This window comes from Clostridium porci, from assembly GCF_009696375.1.
Classification (GTDB): Bacteria; Bacillota; Clostridia; order Lachnospirales; family Lachnospiraceae; genus Enterocloster; species Enterocloster porci.
In genome coordinates, this window is sequence record NZ_VUMD01000001.1 from 283,387 (window position 1) to 301,979 (window position 18,593).

Sequence of the window (18,593 nt, forward strand, 5' to 3'; positions counted from 1 at the left end):
GGCAAATTCTCTTTATGATAATAAAATATATAAGCAATAGAAAAAGGTATGGAAGAAGAGGAGTACATCAGGGGAACCAAAAGAGAGGGCGGCCCGCAGGCTGAAAGGCTGCCTGGGATGAGGCTGGTGGAAGGTAGCTTCGGAACCGGAGCAGGGAAGGAGAGTATGGATCTGCCATTCTAACTTTCTGTGTAGCTGTTTCACGGGTGGCTCCGTTAAAGGCCGGAGAGATTGCCGGAACGCTGTGACTGCAGATTGTGTATTTGCGGTGGGGCAGGCTGAGCCTTCGGCAGAACAAAGGTGGTACCGCGGATGATTCGCCCTTTGCAGGTCCTTAACCGGACAGGCAGAGGGTGTTTTTCGTTCATTGGAAACATAATTGCAAAGACGAGAAAAGGAGAGCCTACATGAAGGAACTTGAAAAGACCTACAACCCGGCGGAAATTGAGAACCGCCTATATGAGAAATGGCTAAAGGGGAAGTATTTTCATGCACAGGTAAATAAGAGTAAGAAGCCCTTTACCATTGTGATGCCCCCGCCTAATATTACCGGCCAGCTTCACATGGGACATGCCCTGGATAATACCATGCAGGATATTCTGATCCGATATAAAAGGATGCAGGGATTTGAGGCTCTGTGGCAGCCAGGAACCGATCATGCGGCCATTGCCACTGAGGTAAAGGTAATTGATAAGCTGAAAAAGGAGGGGATTGATAAGGCGGATCTGGGCAGGGAAGGATTTTTGGATCAGTGCTGGAAGTGGAGAGACGAATATGGCGCACGTATTGTAAAGCAGCTTCATAAGCTGGGTTCCTCCGCCGACTGGGACAGGGAACGCTTTACCATGGATGAGGGATGCTCAGACGCGGTGCTGGAGGTGTTTGTAAAGCTTTATGAGAAGGGCTATATTTACAAGGGTTCCCGAATCATCAACTGGTGTCCGGTATGTCAGACCTCTATCTCCGATGCCGAGGTAGAGCATGTGGAGCAGGAAGGCTTCTTTTGGCATATTAATTATCCGGTGGCAGGGGAGCAAGGACGGTTTGTGGAGATTGCCACAACACGGCCTGAGACCATGCTGGGCGATACGGCAGTGGCAGTAAATCCGGAGGATGACCGGTATCAGGATCTAAGCGGAAAAATGCTTAAGCTTCCTTTGACAGACCGGGAAATTCCGGTTATTTCAGACTCCTATGTAGATAAAGAATTTGGAACAGGCTGCGTAAAAATCACGCCTGCTCATGACCCTAACGATTTTGAGGTAGGAAAGCGCCATGGACTGGATGAGCCGGTTATTTTAAATGATGACGCTACGATAAACGTACCCGGTCCCTATTACGGCATGGATCGCTACCAAGCCAGAAAGGCCATTGTGGCTGACTTAGAGGCGCAGGGGCTGCTTGTTAAGGTGGTTCCGCATTCCCACAATGTAGGAACCCATGATCGCTGCAAAACTACGGTGGAGCCAATGGTAAAGCAGCAGTGGTTTGTGAAGATGGAGGAAATGGCAAAACCGGCAGTGGAGGCTTTCAAGACCGGGAAGCTGCAATTTGTTCCTGAAAGCTTTGGAAAGACGTATCTTCACTGGCTGGAGGGCATCCGGGATTGGTGTATCTCCCGTCAGCTTTGGTGGGGGCATCGGATTCCTGCCTACTACTGTCAGGACTGCGGCCACGTAACCATTGCCAAAGAAGCGCCTAGGCTCTGCCCTGAGTGCGGTCAAAGCCATTTAAAGCAGGATGAGGATACCCTGGATACCTGGTTTTCCTCTGCGCTCTGGCCTTTTTCCACCCTGGGCTGGCCGTCTAAGACAGAGGAACTGGAATACTTTTATCCTACGGACGTCCTTGTAACCGGATACGATATTATTTTCTTTTGGGTAATCCGAATGGTATTTTCAGGGCTGGAGCAGACCGGGAGGCTTCCCTTTCATACGGTGCTGATTCATGGGCTGGTAAGAGATTCCCAGGGACGCAAGATGAGCAAGTCTCTGGGCAACGGAATCGATCCGTTGGAGGTAATCGAGAAGTACGGCGCAGATGCTCTTCGCATGACGCTGATGACTGGAAATGCGCCTGGCAATGATATGCGCTTTTACTGGGAGCGTGTGGAAAACAGCCGGAACTTTGCCAATAAGGTATGGAACGCTTCCCGCTTTATTTTGATGAACATAGAGAAGGCCTCCGGCGGCTCAGCCGCAACGTTGGACAGCCTTACTATGGCTGACAAATGGATTTTGTCCAGAGCTAACTCTCTAAGCCGGGAGGTGACGGAGAATCTGGATAAGTATGAGCTGGGAATCGCCCTTCAGAAGGTGTATGACTTTATTTGGGAAGAATTTTGCGATTGGTATATCGAAATGGTAAAGCCAAGGCTGTACAATGAAGCAGACGCTACGAAGGAGGCCGCTATCTGGACCTTAAAAACCGTTTTGCTTCAGGCCCTCAAGCTGCTTCATCCATTTATGCCGTTTCTTACAGAGGAAATTTTCTGCAACCTTCAAGAGGAGGAAGAAACCATTATGGTTTCCCAGTGGCCTCAGTACAGAGAGGAGTGGAGCTTTGAGGCTGAGGAGCAGGCAACGGAAACCATAAAGGAAGCAGTGAGGGCTATCCGCAATGTGAGAACCTCTATGAATGTTCAGCCTTCCAGAAAGGCAGCGGTTTATGTGGTGTCGGAGGATGAAGAACTCCTTTCCGTATTTGAGCGAAGCAGAAGCTTCTTTGCATCTCTTGGCTATGCCAGCGAGGTTTTTCTGCAAAAGGATAAGGAAGGGATTGGGGAGGACTTTGTTCCGGCTGTGCTTCCTAAGGCCGTTATCTATATGCCGTTTGCTGATTTGGTGGATATTGAAAAAGAAATTCTTCGTCTTAAGTCCGAAGAGAAGCGTCTGACGGGAGAGCTGGCGCGCTCTCAGGCTATGCTTGGAAATGAAGCATTTATCAGCAAAGCTCCAGAGGCAAAGATTCAGGAGGAAAAGGCCAAACTTGAAGCATATACCAGGATGATGGAGCAGGTCAAAACCCGTCTGGCCCAGCTTCGGCAGTAAAGCAGCCCTGGATAAATATTACTAATGAGGTCAGATAATGAAGCTTAAAAATGCAATTTTGCTGCTGCTTACAGCTGCAATATGGGGTGTGGCCTTCGTGGCCCAGAGTGTGGGAATGGACTATATAGGGCCTCTGACATTTAACTGTGTCAGAAGCCTGATGGGAGGAGCGGCTTTGCTTCCTCTTATCTGGTTTTTGAATAAAAACCAAGATTCTAGTAGGGTGATTGCGGGGAACAGAAAGGTTCTGATAACCGGTGGAATTTGCTGCGGCGTGGCTCTTTGTCTGGCCAGCAATGTCCAGCAGTTTGGAATTCAGTATACAACTGTGGGAAAGGCTGGATTCATTACGGCCTGCTACATTATAATCGTTCCTATATTGGGGCTGTTTTTAAAGAAGAAATGCAGTCCTGTCATTATCGCGTCGGTTTTTCTTTCTGTGATAGGACTTTACCTGCTGTGCATGTCGAAAGATGTGATGGAGGTCAACAGAGGGGATTTGCTGATGCTGATATGCGCTCTTTTGTTTGCGATACATATTCTGGTAATTGATTTTTTTGCTCCGGTAGTGGGTGGGATGAAAATGTCCTGTATCCAGTTGTTTGTCAGCGGTATTTTGTCCGGTATCGCCATGCTCATCTGGGAAACGCCAAATATAAGCCAGATACTGATAGCCTGGATGCCCCTGCTATATGCGGGTATTCTGTCCTGCGGTGTAGCCTATACGCTGCAGATTGTGGGACAGAGAGGGATGAATCCTGCCATAGCGTCCCTTATTCTCAGTTTGGAGTCTTGTATCTCGGTACTGGCAGGGTGGGCAATCCTGGGGCAGAGGTTGTCTTTAAAGGAGATATTTGGCTGTATCCTCATGTTCGCAGCTATTATATTGGCTCAGATTCCGGTGGGACAAAAAAGCAGAGAGAAGGCTGCGGATGGCTGAATTTGTCGGTAAAAAACGAAGGACGGCGAGAATATACGGTTGATTATTCCTGAAAATTAGGTTAAGATTATAAAAGCCTGTCTGGCCAATCCGGCAGACAGGCTTTTAGAAAGGTTAGAATATGGGAAATGCCGGAGCATATTTAAAACAGATTCCAATGTGGACTAGAAAAAAGAATTCTCTGGAGGATGTTAGGGATTTTTTGGGAGCGCTGGGACATCCTGACAGAGAAATACCAGCGATTCATGTGGCAGGCACCAATGGCAAGGGCTCCGTGTGCGCCTTTCTTACCTCCATGCTAAAGGAAGCAGGATATAAGACAGGCACCTTTATTTCACCTCATCTGGTAGAGGTGAGGGAGCGGTTTCTGATTAATGGAAAGAGGGTGGAGGAGGCCGCTTTTGAGGAGTCCTTTGATGAGGTGTTAAAGGTCAGCCGAAGGATGGAAAAAACAGGGTATTGCCACCCTACCTTTTTTGAATTCCTTTTTTATATGGCCATGGTGATATTTAAGCGCCAGAAAGTGGATGTAATGGTTCTGGAGACAGGAATGGGGGGGAGGCTGGATACCACAAATGTGTTGGAAAAGCCCAGTGCCTGTGTTATTACCTCTATTAGTATGGATCACACGCAGTATCTGGGTGACACGCTGATTAAGATAGCCAGAGAGAAGGCTGGCATCATTAAAAAATGGACGCCTGTTATCTTTGCCGGCAGGCAGAGGGAGATTTCAGCCGTTATTGAGGGACAGGCCTTTCGCGCAGGCTCAGCCCGCTATCCTGTGGGGCGTGAGGATTTCCGTGTGGAGGACGTGGGAGACGGATGGCTGGAGATCAGCGCCCGAATGCTCCAGGGGGATCGGCTGAAGCTGAAGATCCCTTTTGAAGCCTTTTATCAGGCAGAGAATACCATGCTGGCAGTCCGTACCTTAGATGTGCTGAGATGGGAAGGAAGGATGCTGACAGAGGAACAGGAAAGTCAGTGGAATTCCCCTGCTGAGTCTGAAAGCAGAGGCTTCTGGAATATAACCAATGATCAGATAATAGCTGGCATAAAAAAAACCACCTGGCCAGGACGAATGGAGCAGGCTGCTCCCGGAATTTATCTGGACGGAGCCCATAATCCGGGAGGGATCAGCGCTTTTTTGGAGACGGCAGGGGAGATTGAAAAGAGGATGGGAAGGAAGCCGTATCTGCTGTTTGGCGCTGTATCTGATAAGGATTATCAGGCTATGGCCCGGCAGCTTTGCAGCAGCCTCGACTGGGCGGCTATCGGTGTGGTTCATATCAACTGCCAAAGAGGAATGGAGGCTTGCGCCCTTGTAGAGGTGTTTGAAGGGATGGCTTCCTGTGAGGTCATTGCCTATGAGGACGCCCGCAGCGCTCTGGAAGACATGAGGGAGAGGAGCAAAGGAGAGCTTTTATTTTGCGCAGGCTCTCTATACCTGATAGGGGAGATTAAGGCCTCTCTGGACGAATAGGAGTGAGAATATATGATTGATTTTGAAGATGAGATTGAACGCTTTAAGCCTAGTCTGGATGTTGAGGAAGTGGAGGACGCTATTGTTAAAAGCGATTTGACAGATATGACGGACATCATGATGGAGCTGATAAAAGAGAGAACAGAAAAGTAGGCGGTGCATATGGACTATGGAAGAAAGAACCAGCAGATTGCCAACAGCTTCTATAATCTGGGCCTTGAGAAGGCCAGGATAAGGGATTTGTCGGGAGCTGCCCAGTGTCTGAAGAAAAGTCTGCATTTCAATAAATATCAGACAGACGCCCGGAACCTGCTAGGATTAATATACTATGAAAACGGTGAGGTGGCCGACGCCCTGGTTCAGTGGGTGATCAGCATGAACCTGCAGCCGGATCATAATCTGGCGGATCACTATCTGGACGAGATACAGAGAAAGCCCGGACAGCTGGAGAGGGAGAGCCAGAATGTAAAAACCTTCAACCAGGCGTTGCTGCATGCTCAAAACGGCAGCGATGACCTGGCGATTCTTCAGCTTGCCAGGGTGGTGGAATCCAACCCTAATTTTGTAAAGGCGCATCTGCTTCTGGCTCTTTTATACATGGGAAGGGAGGATTACAGCAAGGCAGGCCGTTCCCTGTATAAGATTCTCCAGATAGATAAGAGCAATCAGAAGGCTCTTTATTATATGTCGATTGTAAAGCAGAATACAGGCCGTGCCGACGCGGAAAAGCGTAAAATGGTGAAAGCCTTTTCACACAGGAAGATGGAGGATGACGATGTTATTATTCCCAACACTTACAGGGAATCCACCGGAATTTCCACAGTGCTCCATATTATTATCGGTCTGGTGCTGGGTATGTTCGCGTTTCTTTTTCTTATCCTTCCGGCTAAGACGAAGGAGCTGAAGCGCCAAAGGGATGATGCCATTATGGTATACATGCAGAAGCTAAACAGCGCTAACCAGAAGAACGATATGCTGCAGAACGATTATGACCTATTGGAGGCCCAGGCAAAGGAGGTACAGGCAAGACTGGATGAGCTTACCACAGGAAACACCAGCGTTATGGCACAGTATCAGGAGCTGATTGCCATTCTCCAAAGCTACCGGGCCGGGGATTATGTGTCGGCTGCCAGGGCATTTGCAGGGGCTGGCTTTGATTTGATTGAGGATGAAGGGATGAAGGCTATCGTGGAGGATATCCGGCAGGATATGGAGGCCAATGTGTACCAGAAGCTGGTCGATCAGGGCTTAAGCCTCTGGAATGGAGGAAACAAGACAGAGGCGCTGGAGCTCTTTAAAGCCAGCCTTGCCATCCGGCCGGATAATGCAGAGGCCCTTTTCTATGTGGGACGCCTTTACCAGGCAGGGGGAGATACGGAGAATGCCAACGCTGCCTTTGACAAGATTGTTGGCGAGTTTCCTGATTCTGAGTATGCAGCTCGGGCGAAGAATGCCAGGGGATATTAAAACCGGACATGGCTAGTTGGAAAGATAAAAGATTAGATACTACGAAAGAAAAAGAAGGATTCTTTTGTAGTATCTTTTTTCATATTTCTCTAAGAAGGGAGCATCAAGGGATGGAACATACATCATTTACCTATGAGGCCAGGGAGCGGATGCTGATTATACATCTGCCAAAGGAGCTGGATCACCACAACTGCAGGAGCTTGAAGCGTGATACGGATTTGCTGCTTGCAGAGAATTATATTAACCGGATTGTATTTGATTTTACCCATACCACATTTATGGATTCTTCAGGAATCGGGGTATTGCTGAACCGTTACAAGCAAATGGCTTCCAGTAGAGGAACGGTGGCGTATTACGGCGCGGGTTCTCAGGTGAAGCGGATTTTAGAGCTGGGAGGCATGAAGCGGCTGCTGGAAGGGCATGAGAGCAGGGAAGAAGCTATAAACTCATAGGGGGAGAAGGAAAAATGGAGGATAAGAGGATGGAGAACAACAAGGAACATTTAAAGCTGGAGATGGACAGCCTTTCCCAGAACGAGGAGTTTGCCAGAGTCGTAACTGCCGTGTTTATGAGCAGGCTGAATCCTACGCTGGAGGAGGTAGATGATGTAAAAACAGCAGTCAGCGAGGCTGTGACCAACGCGATCATCCACGGCTACCGGGGAGAGCGAGGCGTGGTGTATATGGACATCACAGCCGATGTGGAAGAACGGGAGCTTACGGTACAGGTAAAGGATACAGGCGTAGGTATTCCAGATGTGAAGCAGGCCATGGAGCCTATGTTCACGACCGATCCTGAGGGAGAGCGCTCCGGTATGGGTTTTTCATTTATGGAAGCATTTATGGATCAGGTGGATGTGCAATCACAGCCCGGTGAAGGAACAGTGGTAATCATGAAGAAATACATTGGCAGGTGACGCCTATGGATGAGACTATGGAATTAATTCATATGGCTCACAACGGGGATAAAGACGCTAGAGATCGATTGGTTATGGACAATGTGGGACTTATCTGGAGCATTGTCAGAAGATTTTCTGGGCGTGGATACGAAATGGAGGATCTGTTTCAGATTGGCAGTATCGGACTTATAAAGGCCATTGATAAGTTTGATACCAGCTTTGATGTAAAATTTTCCACCTATGCAGTACCTATGATTACAGGGGAGATAAAACGGTTTTTAAGGGATGACGGTATGATTAAGGTAAGCCGTTCCATCAAGGAGCTTGGAATAAGGGTCAGGGCAGCCAGGGAAGAGATGACCTATGCACTGGGCCGTGAGCCTACCATTGAGGAGATAGCCAGACACCTGGACACCAGCCGTGAGGAGGTGGCTGCATCCTTAGAGGCCGCCGCTGAGGTGGAATCTCTTTACAAGCCGGCTGGAGGAAAGGATGATAATACCACCTGTCTGATGGACAGGCTGGAGGAGGAGAATAACAGGCACGAGGAGCTGCTGAACCGGATGGTGTTAAGGGAGCTGATGGAGGGACTGACAGAAGAGCAAAGGGATATTATTGTAAGAAGGTATTTTTATAATCAGACGCAAACCCAGATTGCAGGGGAGCTGGGAATCTCACAGGTTCAGGTATCACGGCTGGAGAAGCGTATTTTGAAGGAAATGCGAGCGCGTTATGAAGGTTAATCCATACAGAAACTTAGAAAAGATAAGGAGCTGTTGCAACAGATACTTGTGATGGCAGCTTGAATCAAAATCAGTCTCTCTGAAATAGGAGCACACAGTTCCAAGCGGCTTTTATAGCCTTTGGAACTGTGTTTTATTTTTATTAAATCCGTCGTTTAAACAAACCTTATCGAATTAAAATCAGAATAAAATAAAATTATTTCATCCATACTACTAGCAGAACCAGATAACAATGCGTATAAGAAAAGGATGTGATTACGATGGATTTTGGTAGGCGTGTGTGTGAGATTCTGGCAGTGATAGCAGCCCTTTTAATGGTAGGGGGGCTGGTGTGGTATATCTCCTCAGGTATGAAGGATAAGGGGTATGAAAAGGAAGGAACTCTTGTATGGGAGGAGCAAAGGACAGATATAGGGCCGGCATTACCAGCCTTTGTAACGAATCCCAGGGCCATGGTATACGGAGAAGAGGAGATGCAAAGGAGCGGAAAGGGATTATGAACCATACAGTCTATCTTAAATTAAACCAGATAACAGAGCTGACTCACAAGGAAGTAGTCTTAAAGGATGTTGCTGAGGTTTATTGTGACGATACAAATATTCTAAACAAGTGCAATGCCATGAAGGTGAAGTCTATCAAGGTGGATGCAAAGCGGCATTATATGATGAGCGCACTGGAGGTAATTGACAAGCTGGTTCAAATGGACTCTACCATTCAGGTGAACAATGTTGGAGAGGTGGATTTTATTATTGCCTACAAGCCTCCCACACCTCCCAGACATGTATGGGAGTGGATGAAAGCTGCTTTTGTATGCGCAATCTGTTTTTTTGGAGCGGCCTTTGCTATCATGACCTTTAACAACGATGTCAGTGTAACGGATGTATTCAGCGAGATTTATCGTCTGGTGATGGGCTATGAATCCGGCGGCTTTTCTATACTGGAAATCAGCTACTCCATAGGGCTTGCCGTAGGAATTATCGTGTTCTTTAACCATTTTGCATCTGTCAAGCTAAATACGGATCCAACGCCTCTGGAAGTGGAAATGCGCCTGTACGAGGATAATATCAGTAAAACTCTTATAGCTAATAACGGCAGAAAGGAGACGCACATTGATATTACTTAAAAAGGTTTTGCTGGCATTTTTCGGTCTTTGCGCCGGCGGCGTTATAGCGGCCGGCGTTTATGCGTTTTTGGCTATTATCGGCGTATTTGTGCGATTGATGGGGAAAACCGGTACCAGGAAGCATATATTTCTCTATGAGACAGTGATTATTTTGGGAGGGGTGATTGGAAACATTATGGATATTTATGAGTTTCCGATTGCCATAGGTGGTTTCACAGGTCATTTGCTTTTAGGAATCTGCGGCCTGTCTGTGGGAATTTTCGTAGGCTGTTTGGTTATGTCATTGGCAGAAACATTAAAGGCGCTTCCTACAATATCAAGAAGGATACATCTGGCCGTGGGGCTTCAGTATCTTATACTGGCGCTGGCAGCAGGGAAAATGACAGGCTCTCTTCTTTATTTCTGGCAGAAAATGGCATCCTTAGGTTGAAGGCCGGCTAGCAGCAGTTGGAAGGAGATTATATGGAAGTAGATAAGAAGAAATATGAAGAATTTGTAAAAGAGATAACGCCTACCCACAGTATGTTTAAAAACATGGCTGCAGCATTTCTGGTGGGTGGCAGTATCTGTGCGCTGGGTCAGCTGTCCATAAATGTTATGATGAGTCAGTTGGGAATGGATCAGGAAACAGCAGGGGTCTGGATGCTTTTGGAGCTGATACTTCTAAGTATTATCCTGACAGGTCTTAATATATTTCCGAAGCTTGTTCAATTTGCAGGAGCAGGTGCGTTGGTTCCAATTACAGGCTTTGCAAACTCTGTGGCAGCTCCTGCGATTGAGTTTCATGCGGAAGGAGAGGTATTCGGTGTTGGATGCAAAATATTTACTATTGCCGGCCCTGTGATTTTGTACGGGCTTTTAAGCTCCTGGCTTCTGGGTGTTGGATACTGGCTGCTTCAGTGGCTTGGAATTCTTTAAAGTGTACCCAGGGAGAGCTTTGGGTGGTGAATGTAACAGGAAACAGAGGACGGCTGGCAGCGGTTTTCTGGATGCAGACATATGGCAGGAAGGAGACAGGTAGCAGATGGGACAGATGAAGGGCAAGGCTAGTATAGAATTTGATAATCCTCCGGTTATTATCAGCGCCGGAGCCGTAGTTGGAAGGAAGGAGGGACAGGGCCCATTGGGTGCCTTGTTTGACCAGGTGGAGCAGGATGATATGTTTGGCAAGGATAACTGGGAGCAGGCTGAGAGCGCCATGCAGAAACAGACAGCCGATCTGGTAATTGAAAAGGGAGGAATCCGAAAAGGAGATCTGAGATATCTCTTTGCAGGAGATCTGCTGGGGCAGTTGATTGCCACTTCCTTTGGCACAGTGGATCTGGAGATACCTCTCTTTGGCCTCTACGGGGCCTGCTCCACCATGGGGGAAGCTATGAGCCTTGGAGCTATGGCCGTCAATGCAGGCTATGCCAAGCAGGTGATGTCTATGGCCTCTAGTCACTTTGCCACAGCAGAGAAGCAATTTCGGTTTCCACTGGGATATGGAAACCAGCGTCCCCTTTCCGCAACCTGGACAGTGACCGGCTGTGGAGCGGTAGTGCTGGCTGGGGATCGGAAAAGCGGTATGGCAAAGATAACAGGGATCACTACAGGTCGTATGGTGGATATGGGGGCCAAGGATTCTATGAATATGGGAGCGGCCATGGCTCCGGCTGCATTTCACACCATTGAACAGAATCTGGAGGATTTTCAGATCAATGAAAGCTATTATGACCAAATCATCACCGGTGATCTTGGAGAGGTGGGGCGGAGGATTCTGCTGGAATTTATGAAGAATAAAGGACACGATCTGGAGCCGATTCTTATGGACTGCGGAATTGAAATATATGATAAGGAGCAGCAGGATACCCATGCGGGAGGAAGCGGCTGCGGCTGCTCTGCTGTTACCTTCTGCTCCTATATTCTGCCTAAGGTTCAGAGTGGAACCTGGAAGCGGGTGCTGTTTGTGCCAACAGGCGCACTGCTGTCTACTGTCAGTTTCAATGAGGGAGAGACCATTCCGGGTATTGCTCATGCCGTGATGATAGAGCATATTGAATAGGAGGAATACTAAATGGATTATGTGAAAGCATTTCTTATAGGAGGAATTATCTGTGCCCTGGTGCAGATTCTGATGGAAAAGACCAAGCTGATGCCGGGACGGATTATGGTGCTTTTGGTAGTCTGTGGATCTGTGCTGGGAGCTGTGGGACTGTATGAGCCATTTTCCAAGTGGGCAGGGGCAGGGGCTACAGTTCCTCTTCTGGGATTTGGAAACACCTTGTGGAAGGGTGTAAAAGAGGGCATTGGACAGGAAGGACTTTTGGGAGCGTTCAAGGGAGGGCTTACGGCCAGCGCCGCCGGCATATGCGCAGCCCTGGTATTTGGCTATCTGGCTTCTCTTATCTTTAAGCCAAAGATGAAATAGATAGGAAATAACCTGCAGGACAGAAGCCATATGACAGGCGCGCATCCTGCAGGTTAAATATTTAATACGGAAGGTTTCCAGGCCCATACCCCTCTGTTGCAGGAGAGGCAGGGGTGGTCTGGTATCCTGGACCGATAGGCTGTACATTTATGCTGTCTCCTCCGCTCTCACCCGGCACAGGAGGAATAATGGTAGAAATATTAGAATGAAGAGGGCAGTAGCCCGGTATTCCAAAATAAGAATCATCAGTGACGCCTTCCTCACCGTCAGGCAGCACCATACATATTTTTGAGCTTTTTAGAGGGCAGTAAGGTGTGGGACGCATACCTGATTGAGCGCAAACCGTAACTGCCACATGCTTATCGCATACCTCTGTGGGAGCCGTTCCTTTTGCAAAATATTCGGTGTATACAGCATTGCCTCTAGGATCTTCTGTACATACTCCAGATACGGCCCGCTTGCCGGATTTGCGGCATATTTGAGCCGTTTCCACGCTGTCAGGAACTGGAAAGCCGGGATCTTCCAGCCCTTCATGCACACGGTTCATAATGTTGCGCCAGATATCCTTATGGAAGGAGGTGCCTCCATTGTTTACATTGCCGTGCTTTAGCTTTTGATTCTGATCGCATCCTCCCCAGATACCTGCCGTATAGTAGGGCGTATAGCCTACAAACCAAATATCATTGTTGGAGGTGGTGGTACCGCTTTTGCCTGCTGCTGACATGCCAGTTAGAGCTGCTCTGGTGCTGGTAGAGTTGATGGAGATTCCTGGCCTGGCATAGAGCCGGTTGCTCTTCATGGATTCTGACAGTGCGTCAGTTAAAAGAAAGGCAGTGGAATCTTTTAAAACCTGTCTGGTTTCAGGCCCATTATCAATCAGAACCTTGCCGTCATGATCCAGTATTTTCGTGTAAAAACGGGGTTTCGTGTAGACTCCTCCGTTAGCGATAGTGGCGTAGGCGGCAGTCAGCTCCAGGTTGGATACGCCCTTTGTAATGCCGCCAAGGGCAGTTGCAGCCCCTAAGTCCTCTTTAACAAGGGAGGTAATACCCATGTTTTCCGCATATTCAATACCTAACTGCGGGGTAACGGTTTCCATAAGACACCGGACAGCGATGACGTTCATAGAGTAGATAATTCCCTCGCGAATATTGTGATAGCCCTGAAAGCCATAGCTGGAATTCCACCAGTTGCGGAAGGTTTTAGAGCCTATGGTATAGGGAGCGTCGTAGTATACCGTACCCAGAGTAGCTCCGCATGCATCCAGGGCCGGGGCAAAGGCTGTTATGGTTTTAAAGGCGGAGCCGGGCTGACGGTAAACATTGGTAGCACGGTTTAAGGTCAGGCTGGCTGTTTTCTGGCCCCGGCCGCCGCAAAGGGCCTTTACCTCGCCTGTGTGTTGATCCATAAGGACAAAGGAAGCCTGTGGCTGCAAGGTCAGGCTGGTGCGTTCGCCAATAATCTGATCTCCCTCCTTAAGGAGCCATGACTTATACTGGTCAATATCCTGCTTTACGGCTTCTTCGCTGCCATATAACCCCTCAAAGGAGGCGTCTCCCAATATGGATTTGCGGAAGGTCTTTAGGTTTTCTTCAGAGAAATGCTCTGTCTCCCCATTGGAATGGGTAACTGATAAACGGTACTCAACCGAATATTTTGCTGCGGTATAGTTGTCAGGATTGTTGATCTCCTCATCCACAATTTCCTGAAGGCGAGGATCTTGTGTGGTGTAAATCTGTAGACCTCCTGAATAGAGCAGATTGCTGGCCTGATTTTCCGTATAATCCAGCTTTTCCATAAGGTCGGTGATAACCTGTTCAATCAGCTCGTCCGTAAAATAGCTGTAGGGTGTGCTGGTAGCCTTGGCAGCCGTATCTACGTTCTGTATCCGGTCATAAACATTATCTGCCAGAGCTTCCTCCTGCTGTGCCTTGGTGATGTAACCTTGTTCAACCATATACTGGAGAACAATTTTACGCCGCTTTGCGTTATCCTCGCGGCCGGAGATAGGATTGAGCCTGGAAGGGTTTTTGGTGATGGATGCCAGCACGGTGCATTCGGACAGGGTCAAATCTGATACCTCCTTGTTGAAATACCGTCTGGCGGCAACCTTTACTCCAAGAGTATTATTGCCAAGGTTAATGGTGTTTAAGTAATCAGTGATAATACGTTTTTTTGTTTCCTCCTTGCTCATACCGGAGTTTTTTTCCAGCTGGACAGCAAGGTACTGCTCCTGGAGCTTACGCTCGATTTTAGCGCCCCAGCCTGTCTCCATACCGCCTGAAAACACGTTGTTTTTAAGCAGCTGCTGGGTGATGGTGCTTCCGCCGCCTGCGTAGTCGTTGCTGATAAGTCCTTTGATCGCACGGGCAATGGAGCGGACGTCGATGCCGTTATGGCTCCAAAAACGGGAGTCCTCGATTGCCACAAAAGCATTGATTAAGTCCTCAGGCAGCTCCTCATAGGTGGCTGCCTCGCGGTTGGAGCCGGTAGTTACCAGGGTATCTGTCAGATTTCCGGCAGAGTCATAGACAGTGGTTGCAAAGCGGTCAGGCTGAATATTTAGAATGTCAATGGAAGGAGCGTTGTCAATAATACCCTTAACCATGCCAAAACCGATGGACACACCTACGACTGCCAGAAACAGAATCAGGACAAAAAGCGCCTTAAACACATTCAGGATCAGCTTTGAGGCGTATTTGCCCGATTTAGAATGAAGAGATCTGAGCCTGTGCTCAGCCTCATGCTTCCCATAGTTCATATATGCAGATTCTCCTTTTCGCATAAAGCTATCATGTAATGCCTATGATGCAGATGGTATCAGGCTTGTCTGCAGCCTATCCTGTAGATTATACACCAGTTTTGTAAAAATGAAAAGGCATAAATATGTTCTTGCTATCGCCCAGGTTCTATATTATGATAAAAAACAGGCAGAAGAAGGTCGTATTGTGTAGGAAGCTGCCTGTAATTCAATATAAAGGAGCAGAGAAAGTGGCAGAAGCTTATAGAATCTTGTATCGGGAGGGAAGCAGCGAGCTGGTGGAGAAAAAGTCCCGGTTTATTGCGGACATACGGCCTGTAAGGACAGAGGAAGAGGCTCTGGCCTTTATTGAGGAGACAAGGAAGCGGTACTGGGATGCAAGACATCACTGCTTTGCCTATATTATTGGAGACAGAGGACAGACGGCCAGATGCAGCGATGACGGAGAGCCTTCTCAGACTGCGGGAAAGCCGATGATGGATGTGCTGACTGGGGAGAAGCTTCATGATGTATGTGCGGTTGTAACCCGGTATTTTGGAGGGGTTCTTTTGGGAACAGGCGGATTGGTGCGGGCATATTCCAGGGCAGTGAAGGAGGGACTTTTAAATTGTGTCATTGTGGAAAAGAAACCTGCGGCCAAACTGGAGGTAACTGTCGATTACAGCGGCGCGGGGAAGATACAGTACATCGCGGCCCAGGAATCCATCAACCTTCTGGATAGCCAGTATACGGAAAAGGTGGCCTTTACCTTTCTTGTGCCTGAGGATAAGGAGAAGCGCTTCCGAAACCAGATAACAGAGGCTGCAGGCGGGAGAGTCAAGATTTGGAAGGTAGATGAGGTCTATTATGGAAGGGCAGATGGAGGATTGATTGTATTTTAAAAAAAAGGGGGGCTGTACGCCTTGTTTTTACGAGAAAACACCTTGCAATCTGTAAATTTCAATGCTATACTATAAAACCGTGGCTAAAGACGTAAGCCGGCCTATATAAACAAGGAAGAAGAATTCACTATGAAGATGAAACGAAAAGACATTAGAAATATTGCAATTATCGCTCATGTAGATCATGGTAAAACTACATTGGTAGATCAGCTTTTAAAGCAAAGCGGCGTATTCCGTGTAAATCAGGAGGTACAGGAGCGTGTGATGGATTCCAATGACATTGAGCGTGAACGGGGAATCACCATACTGTCCAAAAATACAGCCGTATTTTATAAGGATACCAAGATTAACATCATTGATACGCCGGGACATGCGGATTTCGGCGGAGAGGTAGAGCGGGTTCTCAAGATGGTCAACGGCGTTGTGCTGGTAGTGGATGCATACGAAGGCCCTATGCCCCAGACAAAGTTCGTGCTTCAGAAGGCTTTGGAGCTGGATCTGCCGGTGATTGTGTGCGTGAATAAGATTGACCGCCCGGAGGCCCGGCCTGGGGAGGTAATTGATGAAACCCTGGAGCTTATGATGGATTTGGACGCCTCTGACAAGCAGCTGGATTGTCCCTTTATCTTTGCTTCGGCAAGAGCCGGATTTGCAAAGAAGGAGCTGGATGACCCGGAGGTGGATATGAGCCCGCTTTTTGAGGCCATTGTAAACAGCATACCAGCTCCCGAAGGAGACCCTGAGGCTCCTGTCCAGGTATTGATCAGCACCATTGATTATAATGAGTTTATAGGCCGTATCGGTATCGGCAAGATTGACAATGGAGGTCTTAGGGTAAATCAGGAGTGTGTTCTGGTGAATCATCATGACCCGGATAAGTTTAAAAAAATTAAAATCGGCAAGCTCTACGAATTTGACGGCTTAAAGCGGGTGGAGGTTCAGGAGGCGTCCATTGGAGCTATCGTGGCTATCTCCGGCATTGCAGATATCCATATTGGAGATACCATTTGTTCTGCCGAGAAGCCGGAGGCTATTCCCTTCCAGAAGATCTCTGAGCCTACCATTGCCATGTATTTTATGGTGAATGATAGTCCTCTGGCAGGCCAGGAGGGCCGGTTTATTACCTCCCGCCATCTTCGCGACCGGCTTTTTAGGGAGCTAAATACAGATGTAAGTCTGAGGGTAGAGGAGACTGATTCCGCTGATTGCTTTAAGGTTTCCGGCCGGGGGGAGCTTCACTTGTCGGTTCTGATTGAAAATATGCGCCGGGAAGGCTTTGAGTTTGCGGTAAGTAAGGCGGAGGTTCTTTACCGATATGATGAAAGAAACCGAAAGCTGGAGCCTATGGAGTTGGCTTATGTGGATGTGCCGGAGGAGTATACAGGCGTTGTGATCCAGAAGCTGACCAGCCGCAAGGGCTCTCTTCAGGGGATGAGCCAGGCGGCAGGAGGATACTCCAGACTAGAATTTTCCATTCCCTCCAGGGGACTTATCGGGTACCGTGGCGATTTTCTGACAGACACTAAGGGAAATGGTATCTTAAATACGATATTTGACGGCTACGCGGAGTATAAAGGTGATTTGTTCTACCGGCAGACCGGTTCTCTTATAGCCTTTGAGGCAGGGGAGGCAATTACCTATGGATTATTCAATGCCCAGGAGAGAGGCGCCCTGTTTATCGGGCCCGGAACCAGGGTATACGCAGGTATGGTAGTGGGCCAGAGTCCCAAGGCAGAGGATATTGAGATTAACGTCTGCAAGACCAAGAAGCTGACTAATACACGTTCCTCCAGCGCGGACGAGGCGTTAAAGCTTACACCACCCAGGATTATGAGCCTGGAGCAGTGCCTGGACTTTATTGATACAGATGAGCTTTTGGAGGTAACGCCTGAGAGCCTGCGAATCCGCAAGAAAATTCTGGATCCAACCCTGCGAAAAAGAGCGTCATTTAAGAAGTAAAATAAAAAATCACAAATATTTTAGAGTAAAAAGGCGGATTCTGTCGAAAACTTCTGGCAGGATTCGCTGCTTTTTTTGGTCTATTACAGACGACCTTCTCATAAACTATCTATGTGCCGTACGAAAATAAGAGAAACAGGATGAAAAACATAAAAACGGCAGAATAAAAAATTATGTAAATCAAAGAGGAGAGGTACTATGTCAGAAAAAATGATTGAAAACAACAAGGTAAACGTGATTGGAGAAATCGTATCCGGCTTTACATTCAGCCATGAAGTATTTGGGGAAGGATTCTACATGGTAGAGGTAGCGGTAAACAGGCTCAGCGATCAGGCGGATACCATTCCGCTTATGGTATCAGAGCGCCTTCTGGATGTACATCAGGATTACACCGGCAGAACCATTGAAGCCATTGGACAGTTCCGCTCCTATAACCGCCATGAAGGTATAAAGAACCGCCTGATGCTTTCCATCTTTGTCAGGGAGGTGCATTTTATGGAGGAATTTACAGACTATACCAAGACCAACCAGATATTTCTGGACGGATATATCTGCAAGCAGCCTATTTACCGGAAGACTCCTCTTGGACGTGAGATTGCCGACATTTTACTGGCAGTAAACCGTCCCTATGGCAAGTCGGATTACATACCCTGCATCAGCTGGGGCCGCAATGCCCGCTACGCCTCCGGCTTTGAGGTAGGAGCCAGAGTACGCATCTGGGGCCGTGTACAGAGCCGTGAATACACCAAAAAGCTTTCCGAAACAGAGTGCGAGAAGCGTGTTGCCTACGAGGTGTCCATCAGCAAGATGGAATGTGAAGAGGCGTAAGAGAATGGGCTGTCTTTGGAATTTCTTTCGGAAAATGTAAGAAATATTTGCAA

The 18,593-nt window shown here is 48.0% G+C and carries 19 protein-coding genes; 18 read left to right on the top strand and 1 reads right to left on the bottom strand.

The genetic code is table 11. The annotated features are described in order from the left end of the window. The first annotated feature begins 48 nt into the window (after positions 1 to 48). From FYJ39_RS21155 to FYJ39_RS01310, 15 genes are all read left to right on the top strand, one after another. The gene (locus FYJ39_RS21155) at positions 49 to 183 is read left to right on the top strand and encodes a hypothetical protein (RefSeq protein WP_268890638.1); all 135 of its coding nucleotides are present in this window, start codon (positions 49 to 51) and stop codon (positions 181 to 183) included. A 224-nt stretch (positions 184 to 407) separates the two neighbouring features. After that, on the top strand, positions 408 to 3,050 hold the full coding sequence (locus FYJ39_RS01250) for a valine--tRNA ligase (RefSeq protein ID WP_154470650.1): 2,643 nt from the start codon (positions 408 to 410) through the stop codon (positions 3,048 to 3,050). A gap of 37 nt (positions 3,051 to 3,087) precedes the next feature. Further along, positions 3,088 to 3,990 (top strand): DMT family transporter, encoded by a 903-nt coding sequence (locus FYJ39_RS01255; RefSeq protein WP_154470651.1) that lies wholly within the window; start codon positions 3,088 to 3,090, stop codon positions 3,988 to 3,990. A gap of 157 nt (positions 3,991 to 4,147) precedes the next feature. Then, positions 4,148 to 5,470, top strand: coding sequence for a bifunctional folylpolyglutamate synthase/dihydrofolate synthase (locus FYJ39_RS01260; RefSeq protein ID WP_353847282.1), 1,323 nt, complete (start codon positions 4,148 to 4,150; stop codon positions 5,468 to 5,470). Between the two features lie 12 nt (positions 5,471 to 5,482). Then, entirely contained in the window at positions 5,483 to 5,623 is a 141-nt protein-coding gene (locus FYJ39_RS20400) for a hypothetical protein (protein WP_178258052.1), read from the top strand. Between the two features lie 9 nt (positions 5,624 to 5,632). Further along, on the top strand, positions 5,633 to 6,937 hold the full coding sequence (locus FYJ39_RS01265) for a tetratricopeptide repeat protein (protein ID WP_154470653.1): 1,305 nt from the start codon (positions 5,633 to 5,635) through the stop codon (positions 6,935 to 6,937). A 110-nt stretch (positions 6,938 to 7,047) separates the two neighbouring features. Next, positions 7,048 to 7,389 carry an STAS domain-containing protein gene (locus FYJ39_RS01270; protein ID WP_154470654.1) on the top strand — a complete coding sequence of 114 codons (342 nt, stop codon included), beginning with the start codon at positions 7,048 to 7,050 and terminating at the stop codon, positions 7,387 to 7,389. A gap of 14 nt (positions 7,390 to 7,403) precedes the next feature. Beyond that, a complete protein-coding gene (gene spoIIAB, locus FYJ39_RS01275; protein WP_407923817.1) occupies positions 7,404 to 7,853 on the top strand; it encodes an anti-sigma F factor in 450 nt (149 codons plus the stop codon). Positions 7,854 to 7,858: 5 nt separating this feature from the next. Continuing rightward, complete coding sequence (locus tag FYJ39_RS01280; protein ID WP_154470655.1) at positions 7,859 to 8,578, top strand: SigF/SigG family RNA polymerase sporulation sigma factor; 720 nt, start codon at positions 7,859 to 7,861, stop codon at positions 8,576 to 8,578. Positions 8,579 to 8,838: 260 nt separating this feature from the next. Next, complete coding sequence (locus FYJ39_RS01285) at positions 8,839 to 9,078, top strand: hypothetical protein (RefSeq protein WP_154470656.1); 240 nt, start codon at positions 8,839 to 8,841, stop codon at positions 9,076 to 9,078. After that, positions 9,075 to 9,701, top strand: coding sequence for a stage V sporulation protein AA (locus FYJ39_RS01290; protein WP_154470657.1), 627 nt, complete (start codon positions 9,075 to 9,077; stop codon positions 9,699 to 9,701). The genes FYJ39_RS01285 and FYJ39_RS01290 overlap by 4 nt, the downstream gene beginning before the upstream one ends. Further along, positions 9,688 to 10,131 (top strand): stage V sporulation protein AB, encoded by a 444-nt coding sequence (locus FYJ39_RS01295; protein WP_154470658.1) that lies wholly within the window; start codon positions 9,688 to 9,690, stop codon positions 10,129 to 10,131. Before FYJ39_RS01290 ends, FYJ39_RS01295 begins: the two co-directional genes overlap by 14 nt. A 32-nt stretch (positions 10,132 to 10,163) precedes the next feature. Next, the gene (locus tag FYJ39_RS01300) at positions 10,164 to 10,619 is read left to right on the top strand and encodes a SpoVA/SpoVAEb family sporulation membrane protein (protein ID WP_154470659.1); all 456 of its coding nucleotides are present in this window, start codon (positions 10,164 to 10,166) and stop codon (positions 10,617 to 10,619) included. 106 nt (positions 10,620 to 10,725) lie between these two features. Further along, positions 10,726 to 11,745, top strand: coding sequence for a stage V sporulation protein AD (gene spoVAD, locus FYJ39_RS01305; protein WP_154470660.1), 1,020 nt, complete (start codon positions 10,726 to 10,728; stop codon positions 11,743 to 11,745). A 12-nt stretch (positions 11,746 to 11,757) separates the two neighbouring features. Next, the gene (locus FYJ39_RS01310) at positions 11,758 to 12,111 is read left to right on the top strand and encodes a SpoVA/SpoVAEb family sporulation membrane protein (protein WP_154470661.1); all 354 of its coding nucleotides are present in this window, start codon (positions 11,758 to 11,760) and stop codon (positions 12,109 to 12,111) included. A 61-nt stretch (positions 12,112 to 12,172) separates the two neighbouring features. On the opposite strand, the gene FYJ39_RS01315 is transcribed toward FYJ39_RS01310, so the two are convergent. Next, on the bottom strand, positions 12,173 to 14,872 hold the full coding sequence (locus FYJ39_RS01315; protein WP_154470662.1) for a transglycosylase domain-containing protein: 2,700 nt from the start codon (positions 14,870 to 14,872) through the stop codon (positions 12,173 to 12,175). A 230-nt stretch (positions 14,873 to 15,102) separates the two neighbouring features. Between FYJ39_RS01315 and FYJ39_RS01320 the strand changes: the two genes are divergently transcribed. The 3 genes from FYJ39_RS01320 (at position 15,103) to FYJ39_RS01330 (ending at position 18,540) form a co-directional block, all read left to right on the top strand. Further along, a complete protein-coding gene (locus FYJ39_RS01320) occupies positions 15,103 to 15,753 on the top strand; it encodes a YigZ family protein (protein WP_287847416.1) in 651 nt (216 codons plus the stop codon). Positions 15,754 to 15,882: 129 nt separating this feature from the next. Next, positions 15,883 to 17,712, top strand: coding sequence for a translational GTPase TypA (typA, locus tag FYJ39_RS01325; RefSeq protein WP_154470664.1), 1,830 nt, complete (start codon positions 15,883 to 15,885; stop codon positions 17,710 to 17,712). Positions 17,713 to 17,910: 198 nt separating this feature from the next. Beyond that, positions 17,911 to 18,540, top strand: a complete 630-nt coding sequence (locus FYJ39_RS01330; protein WP_154470665.1) for a single-stranded DNA-binding protein — start codon at positions 17,911 to 17,913, stop codon at positions 18,538 to 18,540. Positions 18,541 to 18,593 lie beyond the last annotated feature (53 nt).